This window comes from Pseudomonas xionganensis (assembly GCF_009763245.1).
GTDB lineage: Bacteria > Pseudomonadota > Gammaproteobacteria > Pseudomonadales > Pseudomonadaceae > Aquipseudomonas > Aquipseudomonas xionganensis.
Genome location: NZ_WKJZ01000001.1, coordinates 1953561 through 1974770 on the forward strand (window position 1 = coordinate 1953561; position 21210 = coordinate 1974770).

Here is a 21210-nt window from a genome sequence, read left to right on the forward strand (position 1 = left end):
GGAGATTGATAAATGAGTGTGCAAGTGATTCAGCGCGACGGCGCACCGGAGTATGCGGTGCTGCCCTGGGCCGAGTACCAGGCGCTGCTGCAGGCTGCAGGGCAGGCCACAGCCACCACGGCGCCGGTGGTCGGTAGCCGTCCGCGTTTGAGCCAGTTGACGGCCCTGCGTGAAGCCAAGGGCCTGAGCCCTGAGCAGCTGGCGCGTAATGTGGGGATCAGCCCGCCTTATCTGGCCATGATCGAACGCGCCGAGCGCCAGCCGGACGATGCCATTTTGCGTGCCCTGGCCTGGCATCTGGGGGTGGAAGGCTGGGAGTCGGACTCTTGAGCGTGCGTATCAGTCGTCAGCACTGGCAGGCCCTGCTCAGTGAATTGGAAGATGCCCAGCGTCAGCGTCATCTGCTGACCTACCGGGCGCTGATCGAGCGCCTGGCCTTGCCCAGCCCGGCCATGCAGACCCTGGCCGCGGCCCTGGAGCATCTGGCAACCCTGGATGCCCGGGCCGAACGACCACTGCGCAGCGCCCTGGTGATCAGTCAGGGCGCCAGCCGCCTGCCGCGTACCGGCTTTTTCGACTGCGTCAGCCGTCTGGGCCGCTTTAACGGCGCCCCCGATGGTATTGCCGCCGCGTCCTGGCATGCCGCCGAAGTGGCACGGGTATTCGAATTTGCCTATCCCGAGGGCGAGTAGGTGCTGAGCCGTCTGCGGGCGCGTCTGGGTTATGCCGTGGCCCGTCGTCTGCTGTCCTGGCCCTGGCTGGTGCGCCAGCCACGCCTGTGGCGCTGGATGGAAGGCCAGTTTGCGCGCCAGGCACGCCTGGGCGATCACCGGGCGCAGAGCTTTTACGGCCATATCCTGCTGTTTCGTGGCCAGGGCCTGGGGGCGCGGGAGGAGGGCCGGCGTCTGTTGACCCTGGCGGCCCAGAGCGGCGAGGGCAAGGCGGCCTATCAGCTGGGGCTGTTGTGCTGGCAGGGCGACAGCGGTCGCAGTCCCGCTCCCCTTGATGCGCAGCGCTGGTGGCAGCTGGCGGCTGACGCCGGTCACCCGCTGGCGGCCCAGCGTCTGGCCAGGCTGTATGCCGAAGGTGCGCCAGGTATTGCCGTCGATAACGCGCTCAGCCAGCAGTATCGGGCGCGGGCGGCCGCGCTGGGCCTGTGAGGCTCGGTCAGGCCGATAGCTTGTGGGTGTCGATAATATGCAGGCTGTAGCCCGGTATTGCCTTGGCACTGCGCTTGGCCTCCGAAGCCAGGGCCGCCAGCTGGCCGGCATCCAGATGCGGGCATTGCTCGGGGTACAGGTGGACCACCCCCAGGGAAAGTGACAGCAGCGGGAACTCCCGGCGCTTGCCCTGGCGGTCACGGGAGATAAAACAGCCGGCCTGCAGGTCTTCCTCGCGATAGAAGCGCCGGCACTGGTTCTGGAAATCTTCCAGCAGGCGATTCAGACGTGGCCGCCAGTCCTCGGCGCTGAGCACCAGGAGAAAGTCGTCGCCGCCGATATGGCCGACAAAATCCCGCGCCGGATCGACCTTCTCCTTCAGGCACTGGGCCAGGCACAGCAGCACTTCGTCGCCCTTGGCATAGCCGTAGAGGTCGTTGAACGGCTTGAAACTGTCGATATCCACATAGCAGATCAACGCTTCACGGCCCTGCTCCAGCAGGCGGCCCAGGCACTGCTGGATGGGTACATTGCCCGGTAGCAGGGTCAGCGGGTTGGCGTGGCGGGCCTGCTGGATCTTCAACTCGGTGATCAGGCGCAGCACGTCGATCACCCGGCCCAGGCCCTTGTAGACGTTGCCCTGGGTGATGATGAAGTCTTCCTCGATGCGCTGCCGGGCGCGGTTGGTCAGCAGGCGGCTGACCTGTTGCAACGACTGATCGATTTCCACGGCGAGAAAGTCATCGCTCATCAGCCGGCTGATCGGCTTGCGTGCAAAGATTTCCGCAGCGAAGGGCTTGAGCAGGGCTTCGGACAGGCTGTTACGGTGGACGATGCCCACCGGTTGCTGCAGCGGGTTGAGTACCGCCAGGGAGTTGAGGCTGGCCTGGGCGCGGAACAGCTCCAGCACTTCGCAGATGGGCGTATCCAGCTGGACGGCGACCTGGGGGGTAAGCAGGCCATGCAGCTCGCAGGCTTCCTCGCTGAGCGGGTGGCAGGTGCGGCTGGGCAACAGCTGATGGGCCTGGCGCGGTGGCTGTTCCTGGGGGCGACTGAGCAGGTAGCCCTGAACCAGATCCACGCCCATCTCAGCCAGCACCTCCAGTTCTTCACTGAGCTCGATGCCTTCGGCGATCACCTGGGCGCGGGAGGCTTTGGCCATTTTCAGAATGGAATCGACGAATTCGCGCTTGACCGCATCCTGGTGGATGCCGTCGATAAAGTGGCGGTCGATCTTCACGTAGTCCGGGCGCAGTTCCGACCACAGGCGCAGGCTGGAGTAGCCGGCGCCCAGATCATCCAGGGCAATGGAGAAACCCATGGCGCGGTAGTGATGCAGGGCCGTGTCGAGCAGGGCAAAGTCTTCGGTAGGTGATTGTTCGGTCAGTTCGATGACCACCTGGCTGGGCGGAATGCCAAGGGTCTGCAGCAGTTGCAGGGTGCGGCCGGGCTGGTGGCGTGGCTCCAGCAGGGAGTCGGGTGAGACGTTGAGAAACAGCTTGCCTTGCAGTTTCTGCTCGCTGAAGGCCATGCAGGCCTTCTTCCGGCACAGCAGCTCCAGTTCGCTCAGGCGGCCGCTATGCCGGGCCACGGCGAACAGGTTCAGGGGGGCGTGCAGGGCACTGTTGGACGGGCCGCGGCTCAGGGCTTCGTAGCCAAGGATGCTGCGTTCGGAGAGTGAGACGATGGGCTGGAACAGGCTGTGCAGCTCGCCTTTGGCAAGGATGCTGTCCAGCTCGCTCAACTGCTCGGTGATGATCATGGCGGGTCTCTGGGCAAAAAACGAGGGCGGGTCTGTGGGCCCGCCCTCGCATTTCACGACAGTTTGATGACCCTTTGATGACGGCCTAGTGTTTGGCCACGCGGGTATTGAGATTGAGGTAGTCAAGCAGGATGTGCCCGGCTTCGGCCAGGTAGGCATCGTCCTCGGCGCTGTTCTTGTCGTCCTCCATAACCAGGCTGTCTTCGTCTTCTTCCTTGAGCTTGTTCAGCGGGGCTTCGCCCTTGGCCTGGCGTCGGTTGTTCTCGATGGTCAGCTGGCGCGCCTCGATATCGTTCTGTTGCTGGCGACGTGTGCTCTCGTTGAGGCTGACACTGGTTTCGTTCATCAGCTCCTTGGCCAGGGCCAGGCGCTGGCGCACGAAGGTGAAGTCCGGATTGTTGCGGGTGCGGGCTTCGAAGCGTGCATGCAGTTCGGCGAGGAAGGGCTTGATCGGGTCCAGCTCCGGGGTGATGGCCGGGCGGATGCTGTCCCAGGGCAGGGCCTCGGGCAGGGCGCTTTCACCGATTTCCTTGGTGTCCATCATGTCCGGGTACTGGATATCCGGAATCACGCCCTGATGCTGGGTGCTTTGCCCGGAAACCCGGTAGAACTTGGCCAAAGTCAGCTTCAGCTCGCCGTGGTTGAGCGGCTGAATACTTTGCACCGTGCCCTTGCCGAAGGTCTGGCCACCGAGGATCAGGGCGCGGTGATAGTCCTGCATGGCGCCGGCGAAGATCTCCGAGGCCGAGGCTGACAGGCGGTTGACCAGCACCGCCAGCGGGCCCTTGTAGTAGACGCCGGTGTTTTCGTCGGCCAGTACATCGACCCGGCCATCGCTGTTGCGTACCAGTACGGTGGGGCCCTGGTCGATAAACAGGCCGGTCAGTTCGGTGGCTTCTTGCAGGGAACCGCCGCCGTTATTGCGCAGATCGATGACCACACCATCAACCTGCTCGTCTTTAAGCTCACTGAGCAGGCGTTTAACGTCGCGCGTGGTGCTCTTGTAGTTGGGATCACCGGCGCGGTAGGCCTTGAAGTCCAGGTAGAAGGCCGGGATCTCGATCACCCCAAGCTTGTAGGCGCGACCTTCATGCTGCAGTTCCAGCACCTGTTTCTTCGCCGCCTGCTCCTCCAGCTTGACCGCCTCGCGGACGATGGTGACCACCTTGCTGGTCTGATCGTTCGGCGCGTTGCTGGCCGGGATCACCTCCAGGCGCACGGTAGAGCCTTTTGGCCCGCGGATCAGCTTGACCACTTCATCCAGGCGCCAGCCGATCACGTCGACCATGTCCTTGTCGCCCTGGGCTACGCCGATGATCTTGTCCGCCGGGGCGATCTGCTTGCTTTTCTCCGCCGGGCCGGCCGGCACCAGGCGCACGACCTTGACGTGTTCATTGTCGTTTTGCAGCACCGCCCCGATACCTTCCAGGGACAGGCTCATGTTGATGTCGAAGTTTTCCGCGTTGTCCGGGGACAGGTAGGTGGTGTGCGGGTCGTAGGTGGTGGCGAAGGCATTGATATAAGCCTGGAATACGTCCTCGCCACGGGTCTGCTTGAGGCGCTTGAGCTGATTCTTGTAGCGCTTGGTCAGCAGATCCTCGATGGCCTTGGGTTCCTTGCCGGCGATTTTCAGGCGCAGGACCTCATCCTTGACCCGCTTGCGCCAGAGTTCGTCCAGGGCGGCGACATCCTTGGCCCAGGGCGCGTTCTCGCGGTCGAGCAGCAGCTCCTCTTCGATGCTGAAGTCGATCTGCTCGACGCCACGGTTGAGCATGTCGATGGCGTAATGCAGGCGGCTTTCCAGGCGCTCCAGGTGGCGCTTGTAGATGCTGAAGCCGGGCTGCAGATCACCACTTTTCAGCAGGTCATCGAAGCGCGTGCGCCACTGGTCGAATTCGGCGATGTCACGGGCGGTAAAGATGCTGCGCGACGGGTCGAGCAGCTTGAGGTAAGCCTCGTAGATCTTCACCGAGCGCTCGTCGTTGAGCGGCGGCTTGTTGTAGTGATGACGTTTGAGCAATTCCACCACGTTGAGGCTGGCGATCACCTGCTGACGATCCGGGTCCAGGTAGGTCCAGTCGGTGACGCCGGTGGTCTTGGCCGCCAGTGGGGCGCTCAGGCCAATGGCCAGGGCGAAGGTGGCGCTGAGTAGGGATCGCTTCATGCTGATTCGACGTGTGGGCAGTTGATAACGCATATTAGGCCGTCAATAAGGGCGCCTGGTTCCATCGGCGCAATGCAGAAGCCCGGCGTTCAACGCCAGGCCAGGGTGTAAATGCACTATGGAGGCAGCATGAAGGCATTGCAAGGCGTAGACGGCCGGGTTGAGTGGCTGCAACAGCCCACTCCGACCTGTGATGTGGGGGAAATTCGTATTCGCGTGGCGGCCGCCGGACTCAATCGTGCCGACCTGTTGCAGCGTGCCGGCCTTTACCCGCCGCCCCCCGGGGTCAGCGCGGCGCTGGGCCTGGAGTGCGCCGGCATCGTCACAGAGGTCGGCGCCGGGTGCGACTGGCAGGTGGGCGACCGGGTCTGTGCGCTGCTGGCCGGTGGCGGCATGGCCGAGGAGGTGGTGGTCGATGCCCGCCATGCCCTGCCGGTGCCTGAGGGGCTGTCGCTGCAGGAAGCGGCGGCGCTGCCGGAGGTCTATGCCACCGCCTGGCTCAACCTGTTTCAGCTGGCCGGGCTCAAACCCGGGGAAAAGGTGCTGCTGCATGCTGGCGCCAGTGGCGTGGGCTCGGCCGCCATCCAGCTGTGCAGGGCCTTCGGCAGCCCCTGCTGGGTCAGCGTGGGTTCGACCGAGCGGCTGGCCTATTGTGAGCAGTTGGGAGCCCAGGGCGGGGTGCTGCGTGGCGAAGGCCAGTTGCAGGCCCTGGCCGATTTCGCCCCCTTTGATGTGATTCTCGACCCGGTGGGCGGCGCCTATGCCGAGCTCAACCTGCAACTGCTGGCGCTGGACGGGCGCTGGGTGAATATCGGCCTGATGGGCGGGCGTCAGGCCCAGCTGGACTTCGTGCAGTTGCTTGGCAAGCGCATCAGCCTGATCGGCTCGACCCTGCGCAGCCGCGATGCGCTGTTCAAGGCCGAGCTGATGCGCGAGCTGGGTCAGCATGTGTGGCCACTGTTTGCCGAGGGGCGGTTGAGTGCGCAACTGCAGGACAGTTTCCCGATCGAGCAGGCCGAGGCGGCCTTTGCTGCACTGGCGGGTAACCGGGTTAACGGCAAACTGGTATTGGTGATAGATTCCTCTCTGACCTGACGGCGGATCGATTGGCTCTCTCAATCGTCACCATGCCGTCAATCAATAAGCTTTTTCCGTCAAACGGGCTACTATGCGCCCCGTAGATTTCTCAACCCTCACAAGGAGTTATTGATGTCCCTCATCAACACCCAGGTTCAACCTTTCAAGGCCACCGCTTTCCACAACGGCGAGTTCATCGAAGTCACCGAACAGTCCCTGCAGGGCAAGTGGTCCGTGCTGATCTTCATGCCGGCTGCCTTCACCTTCAACTGCCCGACTGAAATCGAAGACGCGGCCAACAACTACGCCGAGTTCCAGAAGGCCGGTGCCGAGGTGTACATCGTCACCACCGACACCCACTTCTCGCACAAGGTATGGCACGAAACCTCCCCGGCTGTGGGCAAGGCCAAGTTCCCGCTGATCGGCGACCCGACCCACCAGCTGACCAACGCCTTCGGCGTGCATATTGCTGAAGAAGGTCTGGCTCTGCGTGGCACCTTCGTGATCAACCCGGAAGGCGTGATCAAGACCCTGGAAATCCACTCCAACGAAATCGCTCGCGACGTCTCCGAGACCCTGCGCAAGCTGAAAGCTGCCCAGTACACCGCCGCTAACCCGGGTCAGGTTTGCCCGGCCAAGTGGAAAGAAGGCGAAGCCACTCTGGCGCCGTCCCTGGATCTGGTTGGCAAGATCTAACAACGGTCGATCCGTAGGGTGGATGACGCTTTTTTCATCCACCTTTACCGGTTGCCCACGGCGGATGGGTGAAGCGTCATCCACCCTACGCCAGCCCTTAAGAGCCTTACCTGATTCTTAACGGCCCCCGATGCCCGGGCGCGATCCGTCCGGGCATTTTATTGCCTGCCATTCCATGGCGGCGACTCTGCAGGCCGTCGCTGCGCGACGTTAAAAATTGTTCCCGACAATTTTTTATTGCCCAAAATTCTTGTCATTGAGGACTTGCCATCATGTTGGACGCCAACCTGAAAACCCAGTTGAAGGCCTATCTGGAAAAGGTCACCCAGCCGTTCGAGATCGTCGCGTCCCTCGATGACAGCGCGAAATCCCAGGAGCTGCTGGGCCTTTTGCAGGATATCGTCGGCCTGACCGACAAGATCACCCTGAAGACCGACGGCAGCGATGTCCGCCGTCCGTCGTTCGCCCTCAACCGTCCGGGCGAAGACACCGGTGTTGCCTTCGCCGGTATCCCCATGGGCCATGAGTTCACCTCGCTGGTGCTGGCCCTGCTGCAGGTCGGTGGCCATCCGTCCAAGCTGGACGCAGACACCATCGAGCAGATCAAGGGCATTGAAGGCAAATTCGAGTTCGAGACCTATTTCTCGCTCTCCTGCCAGAACTGCCCGGACGTGGTCCAGGCGCTGAACCTGATGGCGGTGCTCAACCCCAATATTCGCAACGTGTCGATTGACGGTGCGCTGTTCCAGGATGAAGTCGAGCGCCGCCAGGTCATGGCCGTGCCGAGCATCTACCTGAACGGTGAGGTGTTTGCCTCCGGTCGCATGGAGGTGAAGGAAATCCTCGCCAAGATCGACACCGGTGCCGCCAACCGCGATGCCGAGAAGATGAGCGCCAAACAGGCCTTCGACGTGCTGGTGATCGGTGGCGGCCCGGCCGGCGCTGCGGCGGCCATCTACGCCGCGCGCAAGGGCATTCGCACCGCCATTGCCGGCGAGCGCTTCGGTGGCCAGGTGCTCGACACCATGTCCATCGAGAACTTCATTTCGGTCAAGGAAACCGAAGGGCCGAAGCTGGTGCGCGCCCTGGAAGAGCACGTCAAGGAATATGAAGTTGACGTGATGAACCTGCAGCGTGCCAGCGCCCTGGTGCCGGCCGCCAGTGAAGGTGGCCTGCACGAGGTGAAGTTCGACAATGGCGCTTCGCTCAAGGCCAAGACCCTGATCCTCTCCACCGGTGCCCGCTGGCGCGAGATGGGGGTGCCCGGCGAGCAGGAGTACAAGGCCAAGGGCGTGTGCTTCTGCCCGCACTGCGACGGCCCGCTGTTCAAGGGCAAGCGCGTGGCGGTGATCGGCGGCGGCAACTCCGGCGTTGAGGCCGCGATCGATCTGGCCGGTATCGTCAGCCACGTGACCCTGCTGGAGTTCGCCGACACCCTGCGTGCCGATGCCGTGCTGCAGAAGAAGCTGTACAGCCTGCCCAATGTGACCGTGATCAAGAGCGCCCAGACCACCGAGGTCAAGGGTGACGGACAGAAGGTTACCGGCCTGGTGTACAAGGACCGTACCAGCGAGGAGCTGCATACCGTCGAGCTGGAAGGCATCTTCGTGCAGATCGGCCTGCTGCCCAACAGCGACTGGCTCAAAGGCACCGTCGAGCTGAGCCGCTTCGGTGAGATCATCGTCGACGCCAAGGGCGCCACCAATATTCCCGGCGTATTTGCAGCAGGTGACGTGACCACCGTGCCCTACAAGCAGATCGTGATCGCAGTGGGCGAGGGCGCGAAGGCGTCGCTCAGCGCCTTCGACCACCTGATCCGCCATAACTGAGGCCGGGCGCCGGGCCGCGCGACTCGGCGTGCCGTAATCGATGCCGCTCACCTTCGGGTGAGCGGCATTTTTTATGGCGCTTTACCAATCATTTGTTGCATTGAGGGCAGGCCCGGAGGCCTGTCTTGCAGAGGCGGCTATGGGTGCGCTGTGCGCACCACGTTTGGCAACTCAATACCGGTGCGCGCGGCGCACCCTATAGATCCAGTGCCTTAACGCGGATACAGCGGTGGCAGGGTACTGGTTTCCGGGTTGGCGGCGCTGTCGGCATCGTCCAGGGGCGGCAGGCTGCGGATGGCCAGCCAGAGTTCACGGCCCTGCCAGCGTTGGCCGCTCTCGCTGTACAGGGCGCCGTTAAGTCCGTCCAGAGCCGCGGACAGGGGCAGGTAGCGGGCAGCCATGTCGGCCAGGGTTTCCGGTTGCTGGCGCGCCCAGGCGTCGAGGGCGTGGCGGGTGGCCTGGGAGTCATTGGCCAGGCAGCTGCGCTTGAGTTCATCGAGCAGATCCCGCGGGCTTGGGCCGCTCTGTACGCTGCGCGCAATCGGCGGTTGCTGACGGGCACGCCACCACAGACCAAAGCCACAGAGGCTGGTCAGCCCCAGCAGCAGGGTACTCAGTTGCCAGGGCCACAGCGGCGGCCCCTGAACCACCAGGGTCTGCGGCGCTTCGGCCAGGGGCAGGGGGGGCTCTTCCAGGGCCGGATTGCTGGCCACCTGCAGGGTTCTGGCCGGCAGGCTGCTGCGCACCAGGCGATCTTCCAGGGTGTTCCACCACAGCACTTCGATCGCTGGCAGCTCAATGGCACCCTCACGATTGGCCACCAGGGCTTCGCGTTCTTCACGGCTGCCGATCAGGCCCTGTTCGCTGGACTGATTGGCCAGTTGCGGCTGGTCCGGGTAGCGGCGCAAGCCCGGCGCCTGGGTGGCTGGCAGCGGCGGCAGTTGGGCGCTGGACAGGCCATCGACCTTGAGCAGCAGGCTGCGGGTCAGGGATTCGCCGACCTTGATCTGCTCCGGTTGCGGGCTCCAGGCTTCCACCAGGCTCAGGCTGCGCGCCGGCAGCCAGGGGGCGTCGGCAGGGTATTCGGCAGGTTTGGCCCTGACTTCCAGGCGCAGCTGCGGTGACTTGACCCGGGTCACCCGGCCGCTGCGCGGGGCGAAGGGGTTGTAGTCGTTGTTACGGCTACGTTCGACCACGGTGGCGGTAAAGGTCTGGCCCGGGATCAGCAACTCGCCGCTCTGTTGCGGGTAGATGGCATAGCGCAACTCGATCACGCCATGACGGATGCCATTCAGATCCTTTTCATAGGTCTTGGGTTCGCCCAGGGACTCGACCCGGGCATCGGCCAAGTCCAGCTGGGTCAGGCTGCTGTCGTCATACAGCGACACGGAGTGGTAGATGCGCAGGGTCAGGATGCTCTGGGCCTGCACATAGACACTGCTCTGATCCAGGCTGGCGTCGATAAACACCGGCGCCAGTTGGCCGCCGTCCTGGCCGCTGCCTTCCTGCACATGCAGGGTGATGGGCGGGCTCTGCAGTTCGCCCAGGGCCAGGGGCGGGATCACCACATAGCCGCTCTGTTTGGGCTGCAGGGTGACGATCCACTGGGTGCTGGTGCGCGATTGGCCGTTGACCGTGTTCAGGCGGTTGACCTGGCGGCTGGCGACCACCTCGAACAGTTCATTGAGCGGCGTCAGATCGGGCTTGCCGAACAGGGTGGCATCGTTGCTTTCCAGGGTCAGTTCCAGGCTTTCCCCGGCGTTCAGGCGTGTGCGGTCCACAGTGGCGCTGAAGTGGCTGGTGCTGGCCTGAGCGCCCAGGTGCAGGCCGAGAAGCAGGAGGCAGAGCAGGCGGGTCATGGGGCGTATTCCTGACGTTCTTGCTGTTCCAGCCAGAACTTGCGTCTAAGCAGTTCGGCCGGGTCATCGGGGATCTGGCGCAGCCATTGTTCCAGGGCTTGCCGGCGTTCGCCATCCAGCTCGCTGGGCGCCTCTGCGGCGCCGTCCGTGTTGGTTGGCGTGGCTTCGTTGGCGCTGCCCGCACTGGCTTGCTCGCCCGGCGGTGAGGCGCTCTGGGCGGTGGCCTGGCTCTGTTCGGCAGCGGTCTGTTCGGCGGGCTGTGCGTCGGATGGCTCAGGCTGACCGGCGCCGCCAGCCGTTTGGCTCTGACTCTGGCCCTGACTGGCGCTCTGGCTGGGCGCTTCGTTTGCCGGGTCATGGGACTCGGCCTGATCGGCGGACTGTCCCCGGTCTGCCTGCTCCTTCTGTTTGAGCAGCTCTTCGATCAGGGCCATATTCTGTTGCGCCTGGCTCAGTTCCGGTTGCAGGCGCAGGGCCTGGGCATAGGCGTCCAGGGCGGCTTCGAGTTCATTGCTCAGGGCCAGGGCATTGCCGCGGTTGTAGTGGGCGATGGCATCCTCACCCTGGGCGAAACGCTCGGCCGCACCGGCATAGTCGCCGGCCTGATACAGGGCCAGGCCTTGCCATTGCGGGTCCTTGAAGCGCTTGGCCGCCTCGGCCGGGCGCTGGGCGTCGAGCAGGCGCTGGCCCTGCTGGTCGGCGCGCAGCCAGAGATCATCAAAGCTCAGGGCGTAGCTCGGTTGCGGCAGGCATAGCAGCAAAGGCAGGCACAGCAGCCAGCCGCGCCGGGCACTGGCGGCAGCCAGCATCAACAGGGGCAGCAACAGCCAGTGGCCTTGCTCGGCCCAACGCTCCAGGCGGGTCTGTTCCGCGTCGTGGCGCACCGCCGGGCTGCGTTCCAGCAGGCCCAGGCTGCGCAGGTCCTGCTCGTCCAGGCTGGCGCGCTGGTAAGCCCCGCCCAGCTGCGCGAAGAAGGTACGCAGGCTGTTGCTGTCCAGGCGCGGCACCAGGATTGCGCCTTCGGCATCCTTCATAAAACTGCCATCCTCCTGCTGGATCGGCGCGCCCTGGCTGCTGCCAAAGCCGATCATCTGCAGGCGCGTATCGCTGTCGGCCAGGGCCTGGGTGATGGCGCTGCGCTCATCGGCTTGCAGGCTGCTGCCGAGCAGCAGCAGGCGACCCTCTCCCAGGGCGCCCTGTTCCAGCAGTTGCAGGGCGCGGGTCAGGGCCAGGTCGGCGCGCTGTCCCGGCTCGGGCATGATCGAGGGCTTGAGGGCATCGAGCAGATTGCGACTGGTGCCCAGGTCGTCCGACAGCGGCACCAGGGTATGGGCGCTGCCGGCGTAGACGACGATGGCGGTCTGGGCGTCCTGGCGCGCTTCGAGCAGATCCAGCAGTTTGCGCTTGGCTTGCTCCAGACGATTGGGGGTGGCGTCGCCGGCGAGCATGCTGGGCGTCAGTTGCAGCAGCACCACCAGCGGGTCGGCCGGTTTCAGCCGATCCTGCTCCAGCTTCTGCCAGCTGGGGCCGAGCAGGGCGAGCAGGGCCAGGAGCCAGGCCAGGGCCAGAAGCAGCAGGGGCAGACGGCTGCGTCGGTTGTGCCCGCCACGCAACAGCACGGCATGGAAGGCGGCGGGCAGCAACTGCTGCCACTGGCCGCTGCGTTGCTTGCGTTGCCACAACGACCACAGCAGCCAGCCCAGCACGGGCACAGCGAGCAGCCAGAGGGGGCGGGCCCAGTGGGGCCAGAGGGCGAGCAGGCTCATGGCTGGTGCCTCCTGCGTGACAGGCGAGCCCGCCCGTGCAGCAGCGCCTGGGGCCAGAGGTTGCGGCTGACCAGCAGGGCGCTGAGCAGCAACGCCAGGGCCAGCGGCCAGGGGTAGAGCACGGCGATCTGCCGGCTCAGGGCCGGGTCCTGCTGCACCGGCTCCAGGCGATCCAGGGTCGCCTCAATACGTTGCAGCTCCTGGCCATCGCGGGCGCGGAAATATTCGCCGCCGGTCAGCTCGCTGATGCCGCGCAGGGTCGGTTCGTCCAGATCCAGCCCTGGGTTGAGGCCGAGCATGCCGAGCACACCGCCGCTCTGCGGGTCGGCGCCGATGCCGATGGTGTAGATACGCACGTTTTCGCTGGCGGCTAGGCGAGCGGCGGTCATGGGGTCGATCTCACCGCTGTTGTTGGCACCGTCGGTAATCAGGATCAGCACCCGGCTTTCATTGGGGCGCAGGCGCAGGCGCTTGAGGGCCAGGCCGATGGCGTCACCGATGGCGGTCTGCGGCCCGGCGATATTGTGCCGGGCTTCATCCAGCCAGGTGCGTACGGTCTTGCGGTCGAAGGTCAGGGGCGACTGTACAAAGGCGCGGCTGCCGAACAGGATCAGGCCCACCCGGTCGCCATGGCGCGCTTCGATAAAGTCGCCGAACAGCTGCTTGACCAGGTGCAGGCGGGTGACCTCCTGATCCTGCCAGCGCATATCGGCATAATCCATGGAGCCGGACACATCCACCGCCAGCAGCAGGTCGCGCCCGCTGGCCGGTTGTGCCACGGCCTCGCCCAGCCACTGCGGGCGCGCTGCCGCCAGCAGCAGGCACAGCCAGATCAGTACCAGTGGCGCCTGCTGTCGCCAGTTTGGCAGCGTGCTGCGAGCCTGGCGCCCGCTCAGGCCTTCCAGCTCGGCGATAAAACTCACCTGCAAGGCCGCCTCGCCACTGTCGGCGGCAGGCAGCCGCCGACGCAGCAGCCAGGGCAGGGGCGCGAGCAGAAAGATCCAGGGCCAGGCGAATTCAAACATGCTTGCCAATCCAGATGGCCACGGCCTGGTACAGGCTGTCGATGGCCTTGTCGTCCAGTTGGCAATGGGGCTTGTAGGCGCCTTCCACCAGCACCATCCAGCGGGTCAGGCCGGCGGCCGGGCAGCGGCTGTCGAGAAAGGCCAGCCAGGCGCGGCTGCTCAGGGTATGGCTGTGGCTATCGGGGTAGCGTTCGCGGCACAGGCGCTTGAGCAGGGCATTGATCTGCTGCAGCCAGGGGCCGGCATCGGCGCCATAGTAGGGTTTGGGCAGGCGCTCCAGTTCGTCCAGGGCGGCCTGGCGCAATGGGTCGAGGACCTGTGCGGGCGCGCTCGTGCGGCGCTGACGCAGCAGCGTGCGGCCCAGGCGCCATAGGCCAAAGAGCGCCAGGGGCACGAGCAGGGCCAGCAGCCACCAGCCGGGGGCCGGGGGCCACCAGTGAATGGCTGGCGGGGCGATCACGGGTTGCAGCTGCTCAAGCAGGTTCATGGCGCTTTCCTGCCGGCGGGAGCGTTGAGCTGCTCGCGCAGCTGCTCGACCATCTCCCGTTGGCTGCCCAGCGGCAGCAGGGGCACGGCCAGTTTCTGCGCCAGGCGCTGCCACTGGGCCTGGCGCCTGGCCGCCAGCTCGCTGTAGGCCAGGCGCAACTCGCGGCTGTGGGTGTCCAGCTCCAGCTGGCCGGCGCCCTGGGCAAAGCGCAGCAGGCCGGCAGCGGGCAGGGCATGGTCCAGCGGATCGGATACGGGCAGCAGAAGCAGGTCGGTATGCCGCGCCAGCAGGCTGAGTTGCTGCTCGCTGCTGTCCGTCAGGCTGCGTTCGTCGCAGATGATCACCGCCAGGCTGCCGGGGCGCAGCACCTCGCGGGCACGGCGCAGGGCCAGGGTGAAGGCCTCGCTGGGGGCCGCGCTGTGGCTACTGAGGGCCTGATTGGCGCGGGCCAGGCGGTTGAGCAACTGCAGCAGGCTCTGCTTGCTGCGCCGGGGCTTAATCTCGTGAGGTTCGCTACCGCCAAACACCAGGCCGCCGATACGGTCGTTGTGCTCCAGGGCCGACCAGCCGATCAGGCTGGCCGCCTGGGCCGCCAGCACCGACTTGAACAGCAGGCTGGAGCCGAAGAACAGCCGTGGGCTCTGCTCCACCATGATGTAGATGGGCCGCTCGCGCTCCTCGTGGAACAGCTTGGTATGGGGCTCCTGGGTGCGCGCGGTGACGCGCCAGTCGATGCTGCGCACGTCGTCGCCGGGCTGGTAGATGCGTACCTGATCGAAATCTACCCCGCGTCCGCGCAGCTTGGAATGGTGCAGGCCGATCAGCGGGCTGCGCCGCGCCGGGGTGGAGAACAGTTGCACCTCGCGCACGCGATGGCGCATCTCGATCAGCTCGGCGAGGCTGATCTGGATCGCACTGGGTAGGGGCTGGGCGTGCATGGGGGCTCAGGTCGCGTCGACTACAAACCCCCTCTCCCATGCATGGGAGAGGGCTGGGGAGAGGGCTGAACCAGTTGTGGTTCTCTCCCCCGGCCCCTCTCCCGCAAGCGGGCGAGGGGAGCTAAGTAGGCTGCCCGGCATCATGCGACCGCCACTACATCGAGGATGCGCTGGATCACCCGGTCCTGATCGATGCCAGCCGCTTCGGCCTCGAACGACAGGATGATGCGGTGGCGCAGCACGTCGAACAGCACCGCCTGGATATCCTCGGGGCTGACGAAGTCGCGCCCGGCCAGCCAGGCATGGGCCCGCGCGCAGCGATCCAGGGCAATCGAGCCGCGCGGGCTGGCGCCATAGGCGATCCATTCGGCCAGCTCGGCATCGAACTTGGCCGGGGTGCGGCTGGCCATCACCAGCTGCACCAGGTATTCCTCCACCGCGTCGGCCATATACAGGCCGAGGATTTCCTCGCGGGCGGCGAAGATGGCCTGCTGGCTGACTAGGCGCTCCGGCTTGGTTTCGCCGTGCAGGGCCTCGCCGCGGGCCTGGGCGAGGATCTTGCGCTCCACGCTGGCGTCGGGGAAGCCGATCTTCACATGCATCAGAAAGCGGTCGAGCTGGGCTTCCGGCAGCGGGTAGGTGCCTTCCTGCTCGATGGGGTTTTGCGTGGCCATCACCAGAAACAGCGGCGACAACTCATAGGTGCTGCGGCCCACCGACACCTGGCGCTCGGCCATGGCTTCGAGCAGCGCCGACTGCACCTTGGCCGGGGCGCGGTTGATTTCGTCGGCCAGCACCAGGTTGTGGAAGATCGGCCCCTGCTGGAACACGAAGCTGCCGGTTTCCGGGCGATAGATCTCGGTGCCGGTGATATCGGCCGGGAGCAGGTCGGGGGTGAACTGGATACGGTGGAACTCGGCCTCGATACCTTCGGCCAGCTCCTTGATCGCCTTGGTCTTGGCCAGCCCCGGCGCTCCTTCGACCAGCATATGGCCGTCGGCGAGCAGGGCGATCAGCAGTCTTTCGATCAGTTTTTCCTGGCCGAGGATCTGGGCTGAAAGAAAATGTCGCAGCGCGATAAGCGCGTCACGGTGTTCCATCGTTAAGCTCATCCGGCAAATGTGACCAGCGAGTCGTAGACGTCGCCTAGAGTAAGAGGCAGCACTTTAATGCAATCGCGGCCTCCTAGACTAACGTTGAGCTACAAGGTTGTGGCGAAAGTCATCCAGCCCCCAGTCGAATAACAAGCCAAACGGAGCAAACCCATGGCGTTCTTTACGGCGGCCAGCAAAGCCGATTTCCAGCATCAACTGCAAACGGTACTGGCGCAGCACGTTAGCGAGCAGGCCCTGCCACAAGTAGCCCTGTTCGCCGAGCAATTTTTCGGCATCATCGCTCTGGAGGAGCTGATCCAGCGGCGCCTGTCCGATCTGGTGGGCTGTACCCTCTCGGCCTGGCGCATGCTGCAGCGTTTCGAAGCGAGCAAGCCGCAGGTACGGGTATTCAACCCCGACTATGAAAAGCACGGCTGGCAGTCGACCCACAGTGCCGTGGAAATCCTGCACCGTGACATCCCCTTCCTGGTCGACTCCGCGCGCATGGAGCTCAACCGTCGCGGTTACAGCATCCACACCCTGCAGAACAGTGTGTTCAGCGTGCGTCGCAACAAGAGCGGCGAATTGCTGGAGATCCTGCCCAAGGGCACCCAGGGCAAGGACGTGCAGCAGGAAGCCCTGATGTTCCTGGAAATCGACCGTTGCTCCAGTGCCGGCGAGTTGAAGAGCCTGGAAAAGGCCCTGCTCGATGTATTCGGCGATGTGCGCATGAGCGTGGCCGACTTCCAGCCGATGAAGGCCAAGGCCCGCGAGCTGCTGGCCTGGCTGGACAAGGCCAAGCTCAAGGTCGATGGCGCCGAGCTGGACGAGATCAAGGTGTTCATGAGCTGGTTGCTCGATGACCACTTCACCTTCCTCGGTTATGAAGAGTTCACCGTGGTCGACGTCCCCGGTGGCGGCAGCATGCAGTATGACGAAGGCTCCCTGCTGGGCCTGTCCAAGCGCCTGCGCAGCGGCCTTAAGGCCGATGAACTGCATATCGAGCCGGAAGCCGTGGCCTACCTGCGCGAGCCGCAGCTGCTGTCCTTCGCCAAGGCCGCCGTGCCCAGCCGCGTGCACCGTCCGGCCTACCCGGACCTGGTGTCGATCCGCGAGCTGGACGCCAAGGGCAATGTGGTCAAGGAATGCCGCTTCATGGGCCTGTACACCTCGGCGGTGTATGCCGAGAGCGTGTGGAACATCCCCTACATCCGCCGCAAGGTGGATGTGATCGAGCACCGCTCCGGCTTCGACAGCAGTGCCCACCTGGGCAAGGAGCTGGCCCAGGTGCTGGAAGTGCTGCCGCGCGATGACCTGTTCCAGACCTCGGTGGACGAGCTGTTCAACACCACCATGTCCATCGTGCAGATCCAGGAGCGCAACAAGATCCGCGTGTTCCTGCGCCGCGATCCCTATGGCCGTTTCTGCTACTGCCTGGCCTATGTGCCGCGTGATGTCTACTCCACCGAAACCCGCATGAAGATCCAGCAGGTGCTGATGGAGCGCCTGCAGGCCACCGATTGCGAGTTCTGGACCTTCTTCTCCGAGTCGGTGCTGGCGCGGGTGCAGTTCATCCTCAAGGTCGACCCGAAAAACCGCGTGCAGATCGACCCCCTGCGCCTGGAGAAGGAAGTCGTCCAGGCCTGCCGTTCGTGGAAGGACGACTACTCCAGCCTGATCGTCGAAAGCCTCGGCGAAGCCCAGGGCACCGAAGTGCTGAGCGAGTTCCCGGAAGGCTTCCCGGCCGGCTACCGCGAGCGTTTCGCCCCGCATTCGGCGGTGGTGGACATGCAGCACCTGCTCAGCCTCAACAGTGATCGTCAGCTGGTGATGAGTTTCTACCAGCCTTTGACCCAGGCCGGCCAGCAGCTGCACTGCAAGCTGTACCACGCCGACACGCCGCTGCCGCTGTCGGATGTGCTGCCGATTCTGGAAAACCTCGGCCTGCGCGTACTCGGCGAATTCCCCTACAAGCTGCGCCGCGCCGATGGCCGCGAGTTCTGGATCCACGACTTCGCCTTCACCTATGCCGAAGGCCTGGATGTGGATATCCAGCAGCTCAACGACACCCTGCAGGACGCCTTCGTCAAGATCGTTGGTGGCGCGGCGGAGAACGATGGCTTCAACCGCCTGGTGCTGATGGCCGCCATGCCCTGGCGCGACGTGGCCCTGCTGCGCGCCTACGCCCGTTACCTCAAGCAGATCCGCCTGGGCTTTGACTTGAGCTATATCGCCGCCACCCTGGTCAACCATGCCGATATCGCCAAGGAACTGGTGCGTCTGTTCAAGACCCGCTTCTACCTGGCGCGCAAGCTCAGCAGCGAAGACCTGGACGGCAAGCAGCAGAAGCTGGAGCAGGCGATTCTCGCCGCCCTGGACAATGTCGCGGTGCTCAACGAAGACCGCATCCTGCGTCGCTACCTGGACCTGATCAAGGCCACCCTGCGCACCAACTTCTACCAGACCGACGCCAGCGGCGCGCCGAAGAGCTACTTCAGCTTCAAGCTCAACCCCCGCGCCATCCCGGAGATTCCGCGGCCCACGCCCAAGTTCGAGATCTTCGTCTACAGCCCGCGCGTCGAAGGCGTGCACCTGCGCTTCGGCGACGTGGCCCGCGGCGGCCTGCGCTGGTCGGATCGCGAGGAAGACTTCCGCACCGAAGTGCTCGGCCTGGTCAAGGCGCAGCAGGTGAAGAACGCGGTAATCGTGCCCATGGGTGCCAAGGGCGGCTTCGTGCCGCGCAGGATGCCGGTGGGCGGCTCGCGCGACGAGGTGCTGGCCGAGGGCATCGCCTGCTACCGCATCTTTATTTCCGGCCTGCTGGACATTACCGACAACCTCAAGGACGGCGCCGTGGTGCCGCCGGCCAACGTGGTACGCCATGACGGCGACGACCCCTACCTGGTGGTGGCGGCGGACAAGGGCACCGCGACCTTCTCCGATATCGCCAACGGCATCGCCGCCGACTACGGCTTCTGGCTGGACGACGCCTTCGCCTCCGGCGGCTCGGCCGGCTACGACCACAAGGGCATGGGCATTACCGCCAAGGGCGCCTGGGTGTCGGTGCAGCGTCACTTCCGCGAGCGCGGCATCGACGTGCAGCAGGACAACACCACGGTGATCGGCATCGGCGACATGGCCGGCGACGTGTTCGGCAACGGCCTGCTGCTGTCGGACAAGCTGCAGCTGGTGGCCGCCTTCAACCATATGCACATTTTTATCGACCCCAACCCGGATGCGGCCAAGAGCTTTGTCGAGCGCCAGCGCCTGTTCGACCTGCCGCGCTCCAGCTGGGCCGACTACGACACCGCGCTGATCTCCCAGGGCGGCGGCATCTTCCTGCGCAGCGCCAAGAGCATCGCCATCAGCCCGCAGATGAAGGAGCGCTTCGACATCACGGCGGACAAACTGGCGCCGACCGAGCTGCTCAATGCCCTGCTCAAGGCCCCGGTGGACCTGATCTGGAACGGCGGCATCGGCACCTACGTCAAATCCAGCAAGGAAAGCCATGCCGATGTCGGTGACAAGGCCAACGACGGCCTGCGCGTGGACGGCTGCGAACTGCGCGCCAAGGTGGTGGGCGAGGGCGGCAACCTGGGCATGACCCAGCTCGGCCGCGTCGAATTCGGCCTGCACGGCGGCGCCAGCAACACCGACTTTATTGACAACGCCGGCGGCGTGGACTGCTCCGACCACGAGGTCAATATCAAGATCCTGCTTGGCGAAATCGTCAGCGCCGGCGATATGACCGGCAAGCAGCGCAACAAGCTGCTGGCCGAGATGACCGATGCGGTGTCCAGCCTGGTGCTGGGTAACAACTACAAGCAGACCCAGGCCCTGTCCCTGGCCGAACGCCGCGCCCGCGAGCGGGTTGGCGAGTACAAGCGCCTGATGAACGCCCTGGAAAGCGCCGGCAAGCTGGACCGTGCCCTGGAGTTTCTGCCCAGTGACGACGAGCTGACCGAACGCGCCAACAAGGGCCAGGGCCTGACCCGCCCGGAACTCTCGGTGCTGATCTCCTACAGCAAGATCGACCTCAAGGAGTCCCTGCTCAAGTCCCAGGTGCCAGACGACGACTACCTGGCCCGCGAGATGGAAACCGCCTTCCCGGCGGTGCTGACCCAGAAGTTCGGCGAGGCCATGCGCCGTCACCGCCTCAAGCGCGAAATCGTCAGCACCCAGATCGCCAACGACCTGGTCAACCACATGGGCATCACCTTCGTGCAGCGCCTGAAGGAGTCCACCGGCATGAGCGCGGCCAACGTGGCTGGCGCCTACGTCATCGTCCGCGACCTGTTCCGCCTGCCGCACTGGTGGCAGCAGATCGAGGCCCTGGACCACAAGGTACCGGCCGACCTGCAGCTGCAGCTGATGGACGAGCTGATGCGCCTGGGCCGCCGCGCCACCCGCTGGTTCCTGCGCAGCCGTCGCAACGACCTGGATGCCGCCCGCGATGTGGCCCACTTCGCCCCACGCATCGAGGCCCTGGTGGGCTGCCTGGACGAACTGCTCGAAGGCCCGGCCCGCGAACAGTGGCTGGCGCGCTTCCAGGCCTATGTGGAAGCCGGTGTGCCGGAGGAGCTGGCCCGCGTGGTTGCGGGCACCAGCCACCTCTACACCCTGCTGCCGATCATCGAGGCGTCGGACGTTACCGAACAGGAACCGGCCCGTGTCGCGGCGGCCTACTTCACCGTGGGCGGCGCCCTGGACCTGTCCTGGTACCTGCAGCAGATCACCAGCCTGCCGGTGGAAAACAACTGGCAGGCCCTGGCCCGCGAAGCCTTCCGCGACGATCTGGACTGGCAGCAGCGCGCCATCACCGTATCGGTTCTGCAGATGGCCGAAGGCCCGGACGATATCGAAGCCCGGGTCGGCCTGTGGCTCGACCAGCACCGCCGCCTGGTGGACCGCTGGAAGGTCATGCTCGGCGAACTGCGCACCGCCACCACCACCGATTACGCCATGTATGCCGTGGCCAACCGGGAGCTGATGGACCTGGCGCTCAGTGCCTGACGGCTAAAGCCAGGGCTTTGCGGCCCTGGTTGCGTTAACCGAAAGCGAGCCACCCTGGCGGGTGGCTCGCTTTTTTATGGGCGGTGGTTTTGTTCAGTCTGTACCAAACAGCGCCTGACCCCGTAGGAGCGTCTTCAGCCGCGAACCTGGGTCGTGTGTTTGCTGGTTTGTGGCTGATAGGAATGATTTGAAGCGTGCACGACCGGCTCCCCTCGCCCTTTGGGAGAGGGGCTGGGGGAGAGGGCGCTTGGCTATCGCTTGCCCCACGACAAACCCTGTAGGAGCCAGCTTGCTGGCGATGCTTTTGAACTGCCGGGATCGCCAGCAAGCTGGCTCCTAC

General features: G+C 64.9%; 15 protein-coding genes. 7 read left to right on the forward strand and 8 right to left on the reverse strand.

Annotated elements, in window-relative coordinates; all coding sequences use genetic code 11:
- The first annotated feature begins 12 nt into the window (after positions 1-12).
- From GJV18_RS09155 to GJV18_RS09165, 3 genes are read left to right on the forward strand one after another with little or no spacing between them, the layout of a single operon-like run.
- Positions 13-330, forward strand: coding sequence for a helix-turn-helix domain-containing protein (locus GJV18_RS09155; RefSeq protein WP_160344651.1), 318 nt, complete (start codon positions 13-15; stop codon positions 328-330).
- Positions 327-692 carry a hypothetical protein gene (locus tag GJV18_RS09160; protein WP_160344653.1) on the forward strand — a complete coding sequence of 122 codons (366 nt, stop codon included), beginning with the start codon at positions 327-329 and terminating at the stop codon, positions 690-692. The genes GJV18_RS09155 and GJV18_RS09160 overlap by 4 nt, the downstream gene beginning before the upstream one ends.
- Positions 693-1160 carry a sel1 repeat family protein gene (locus GJV18_RS09165; RefSeq protein ID WP_160344655.1) on the forward strand — a complete coding sequence of 156 codons (468 nt, stop codon included), beginning with the start codon at positions 693-695 and terminating at the stop codon, positions 1158-1160. It abuts the gene before it with no gap.
- A gap of 7 nt (positions 1161-1167) precedes the next feature.
- Here GJV18_RS09165 and GJV18_RS09170 read toward each other — a convergent pair whose 3' ends face one another.
- On the reverse strand, positions 1168-2922 hold the full coding sequence (locus GJV18_RS09170) for a bifunctional diguanylate cyclase/phosphodiesterase (RefSeq protein WP_160344657.1): 1755 nt from the start codon (positions 2920-2922) through the stop codon (positions 1168-1170).
- 85 nt (positions 2923-3007) lie between these two features.
- Positions 3008-5086, reverse strand: coding sequence for a carboxy terminal-processing peptidase (locus GJV18_RS09175; protein ID WP_160344659.1), 2079 nt, complete (start codon positions 5084-5086; stop codon positions 3008-3010).
- A 129-nt stretch (positions 5087-5215) separates the two neighbouring features.
- On the opposite strand from GJV18_RS09175, the gene GJV18_RS09180 reads away from it, so the two are divergent.
- The 3 genes from GJV18_RS09180 (at position 5216) to ahpF (ending at position 8688) form a co-directional block, all read left to right on the forward strand.
- On the forward strand, positions 5216-6181 hold the full coding sequence (locus tag GJV18_RS09180) for an NAD(P)H-quinone oxidoreductase (RefSeq protein ID WP_160344661.1): 966 nt from the start codon (positions 5216-5218) through the stop codon (positions 6179-6181).
- 114 nt (positions 6182-6295) lie between these two features.
- Positions 6296-6859: an alkyl hydroperoxide reductase subunit C gene (gene ahpC, locus GJV18_RS09185; protein WP_160344663.1), complete on the forward strand. Its 564-nt coding sequence runs from the start codon at positions 6296-6298 to the stop codon at positions 6857-6859.
- A 272-nt stretch (positions 6860-7131) separates the two neighbouring features.
- A complete protein-coding gene (gene ahpF, locus GJV18_RS09190) occupies positions 7132-8688 on the forward strand; it encodes an alkyl hydroperoxide reductase subunit F (RefSeq protein WP_160344665.1) in 1557 nt (518 codons plus the stop codon).
- A gap of 212 nt (positions 8689-8900) precedes the next feature.
- Here the strand turns inward: ahpF and GJV18_RS09195 are convergent, their stop codons facing one another.
- From GJV18_RS09195 to GJV18_RS09220, 6 genes are all read right to left on the reverse strand, one after another.
- On the reverse strand, positions 8901-10547 hold the full coding sequence (locus GJV18_RS09195; RefSeq protein ID WP_160344667.1) for a BatD family protein: 1647 nt from the start codon (positions 10545-10547) through the stop codon (positions 8901-8903).
- Positions 10544-12313, reverse strand: a complete 1770-nt coding sequence (locus tag GJV18_RS09200; protein WP_160344669.1) for a VWA domain-containing protein — start codon at positions 12311-12313, stop codon at positions 10544-10546. The genes GJV18_RS09195 and GJV18_RS09200 overlap by 4 nt, the downstream gene beginning before the upstream one ends.
- The gene (locus GJV18_RS09205; RefSeq protein ID WP_160344671.1) at positions 12310-13338 is read right to left on the reverse strand and encodes a VWA domain-containing protein; all 1029 of its coding nucleotides are present in this window, start codon (positions 13336-13338) and stop codon (positions 12310-12312) included. Before GJV18_RS09205 ends, GJV18_RS09200 begins: the two co-directional genes overlap by 4 nt.
- A complete protein-coding gene (locus GJV18_RS09210) occupies positions 13331-13825 on the reverse strand; it encodes a DUF4381 domain-containing protein (protein ID WP_160344673.1) in 495 nt (164 codons plus the stop codon). The genes GJV18_RS09205 and GJV18_RS09210 overlap by 8 nt, the downstream gene beginning before the upstream one ends.
- Entirely contained in the window at positions 13822-14763 is a 942-nt protein-coding gene (locus tag GJV18_RS09215) for a DUF58 domain-containing protein (protein ID WP_160344675.1), read from the reverse strand. Before GJV18_RS09215 ends, GJV18_RS09210 begins: the two co-directional genes overlap by 4 nt.
- Positions 14764-14903: 140 nt before the next feature.
- Entirely contained in the window at positions 14904-15863 is a 960-nt protein-coding gene (locus GJV18_RS09220; protein WP_160344677.1) for an AAA family ATPase, read from the reverse strand.
- Between the two features lie 165 nt (positions 15864-16028).
- On the opposite strand from GJV18_RS09220, the gene GJV18_RS09225 reads away from it, so the two are divergent.
- Positions 16029-20870 (forward strand): NAD-glutamate dehydrogenase, encoded by a 4842-nt coding sequence (locus tag GJV18_RS09225; protein WP_160344679.1) that lies wholly within the window; start codon positions 16029-16031, stop codon positions 20868-20870.
- The last annotated feature ends 340 nt before the right edge of the window (positions 20871-21210 follow it).

Bases quoted from the DNA above. Each gene is read 5' to 3' on its own strand.
- GJV18_RS09155 (WP_160344651.1), top strand. From the start codon at position 13: ATGAGTGTGCAAGTGATTCAGCGCGACGGCGCACCGGAGTATGCGGTG.
- GJV18_RS09170 (WP_160344657.1), bottom strand. From the start codon at position 2,922: ATGATCATCACCGAGCAGTTGAGCGAGCTGGACAGCATCCTTGCCAAA.
- GJV18_RS09175 (WP_160344659.1), bottom strand. From the start codon at position 5,086: ATGAAGCGATCCCTACTCAGCGCCACCTTCGCCCTGGCCATTGGCCTG.
- GJV18_RS09180 (WP_160344661.1), top strand. From the start codon at position 5,216: ATGAAGGCATTGCAAGGCGTAGACGGCCGGGTTGAGTGGCTGCAACAG.
- ahpC (WP_160344663.1), top strand. From the start codon at position 6,296: ATGTCCCTCATCAACACCCAGGTTCAACCTTTCAAGGCCACCGCTTTC.
- ahpF (WP_160344665.1), top strand. From the start codon at position 7,132: ATGTTGGACGCCAACCTGAAAACCCAGTTGAAGGCCTATCTGGAAAAG.
- GJV18_RS09195 (WP_160344667.1), bottom strand. From the start codon at position 10,547: ATGACCCGCCTGCTCTGCCTCCTGCTTCTCGGCCTGCACCTGGGCGCT.
- GJV18_RS09200 (WP_160344669.1), bottom strand. From the start codon at position 12,313: ATGAGCCTGCTCGCCCTCTGGCCCCACTGGGCCCGCCCCCTCTGGCTG.
- GJV18_RS09205 (WP_160344671.1), bottom strand. From the start codon at position 13,338: ATGTTTGAATTCGCCTGGCCCTGGATCTTTCTGCTCGCGCCCCTGCCC.
- GJV18_RS09210 (WP_160344673.1), bottom strand. From the start codon at position 13,825: ATGAACCTGCTTGAGCAGCTGCAACCCGTGATCGCCCCGCCAGCCATT.
- GJV18_RS09215 (WP_160344675.1), bottom strand. From the start codon at position 14,763: ATGCACGCCCAGCCCCTACCCAGTGCGATCCAGATCAGCCTCGCCGAG.
- GJV18_RS09220 (WP_160344677.1), bottom strand. From the start codon at position 15,863: ATGGAACACCGTGACGCGCTTATCGCGCTGCGACATTTTCTTTCAGCC.
- GJV18_RS09225 (WP_160344679.1), top strand. From the start codon at position 16,029: ATGGCGTTCTTTACGGCGGCCAGCAAAGCCGATTTCCAGCATCAACTG.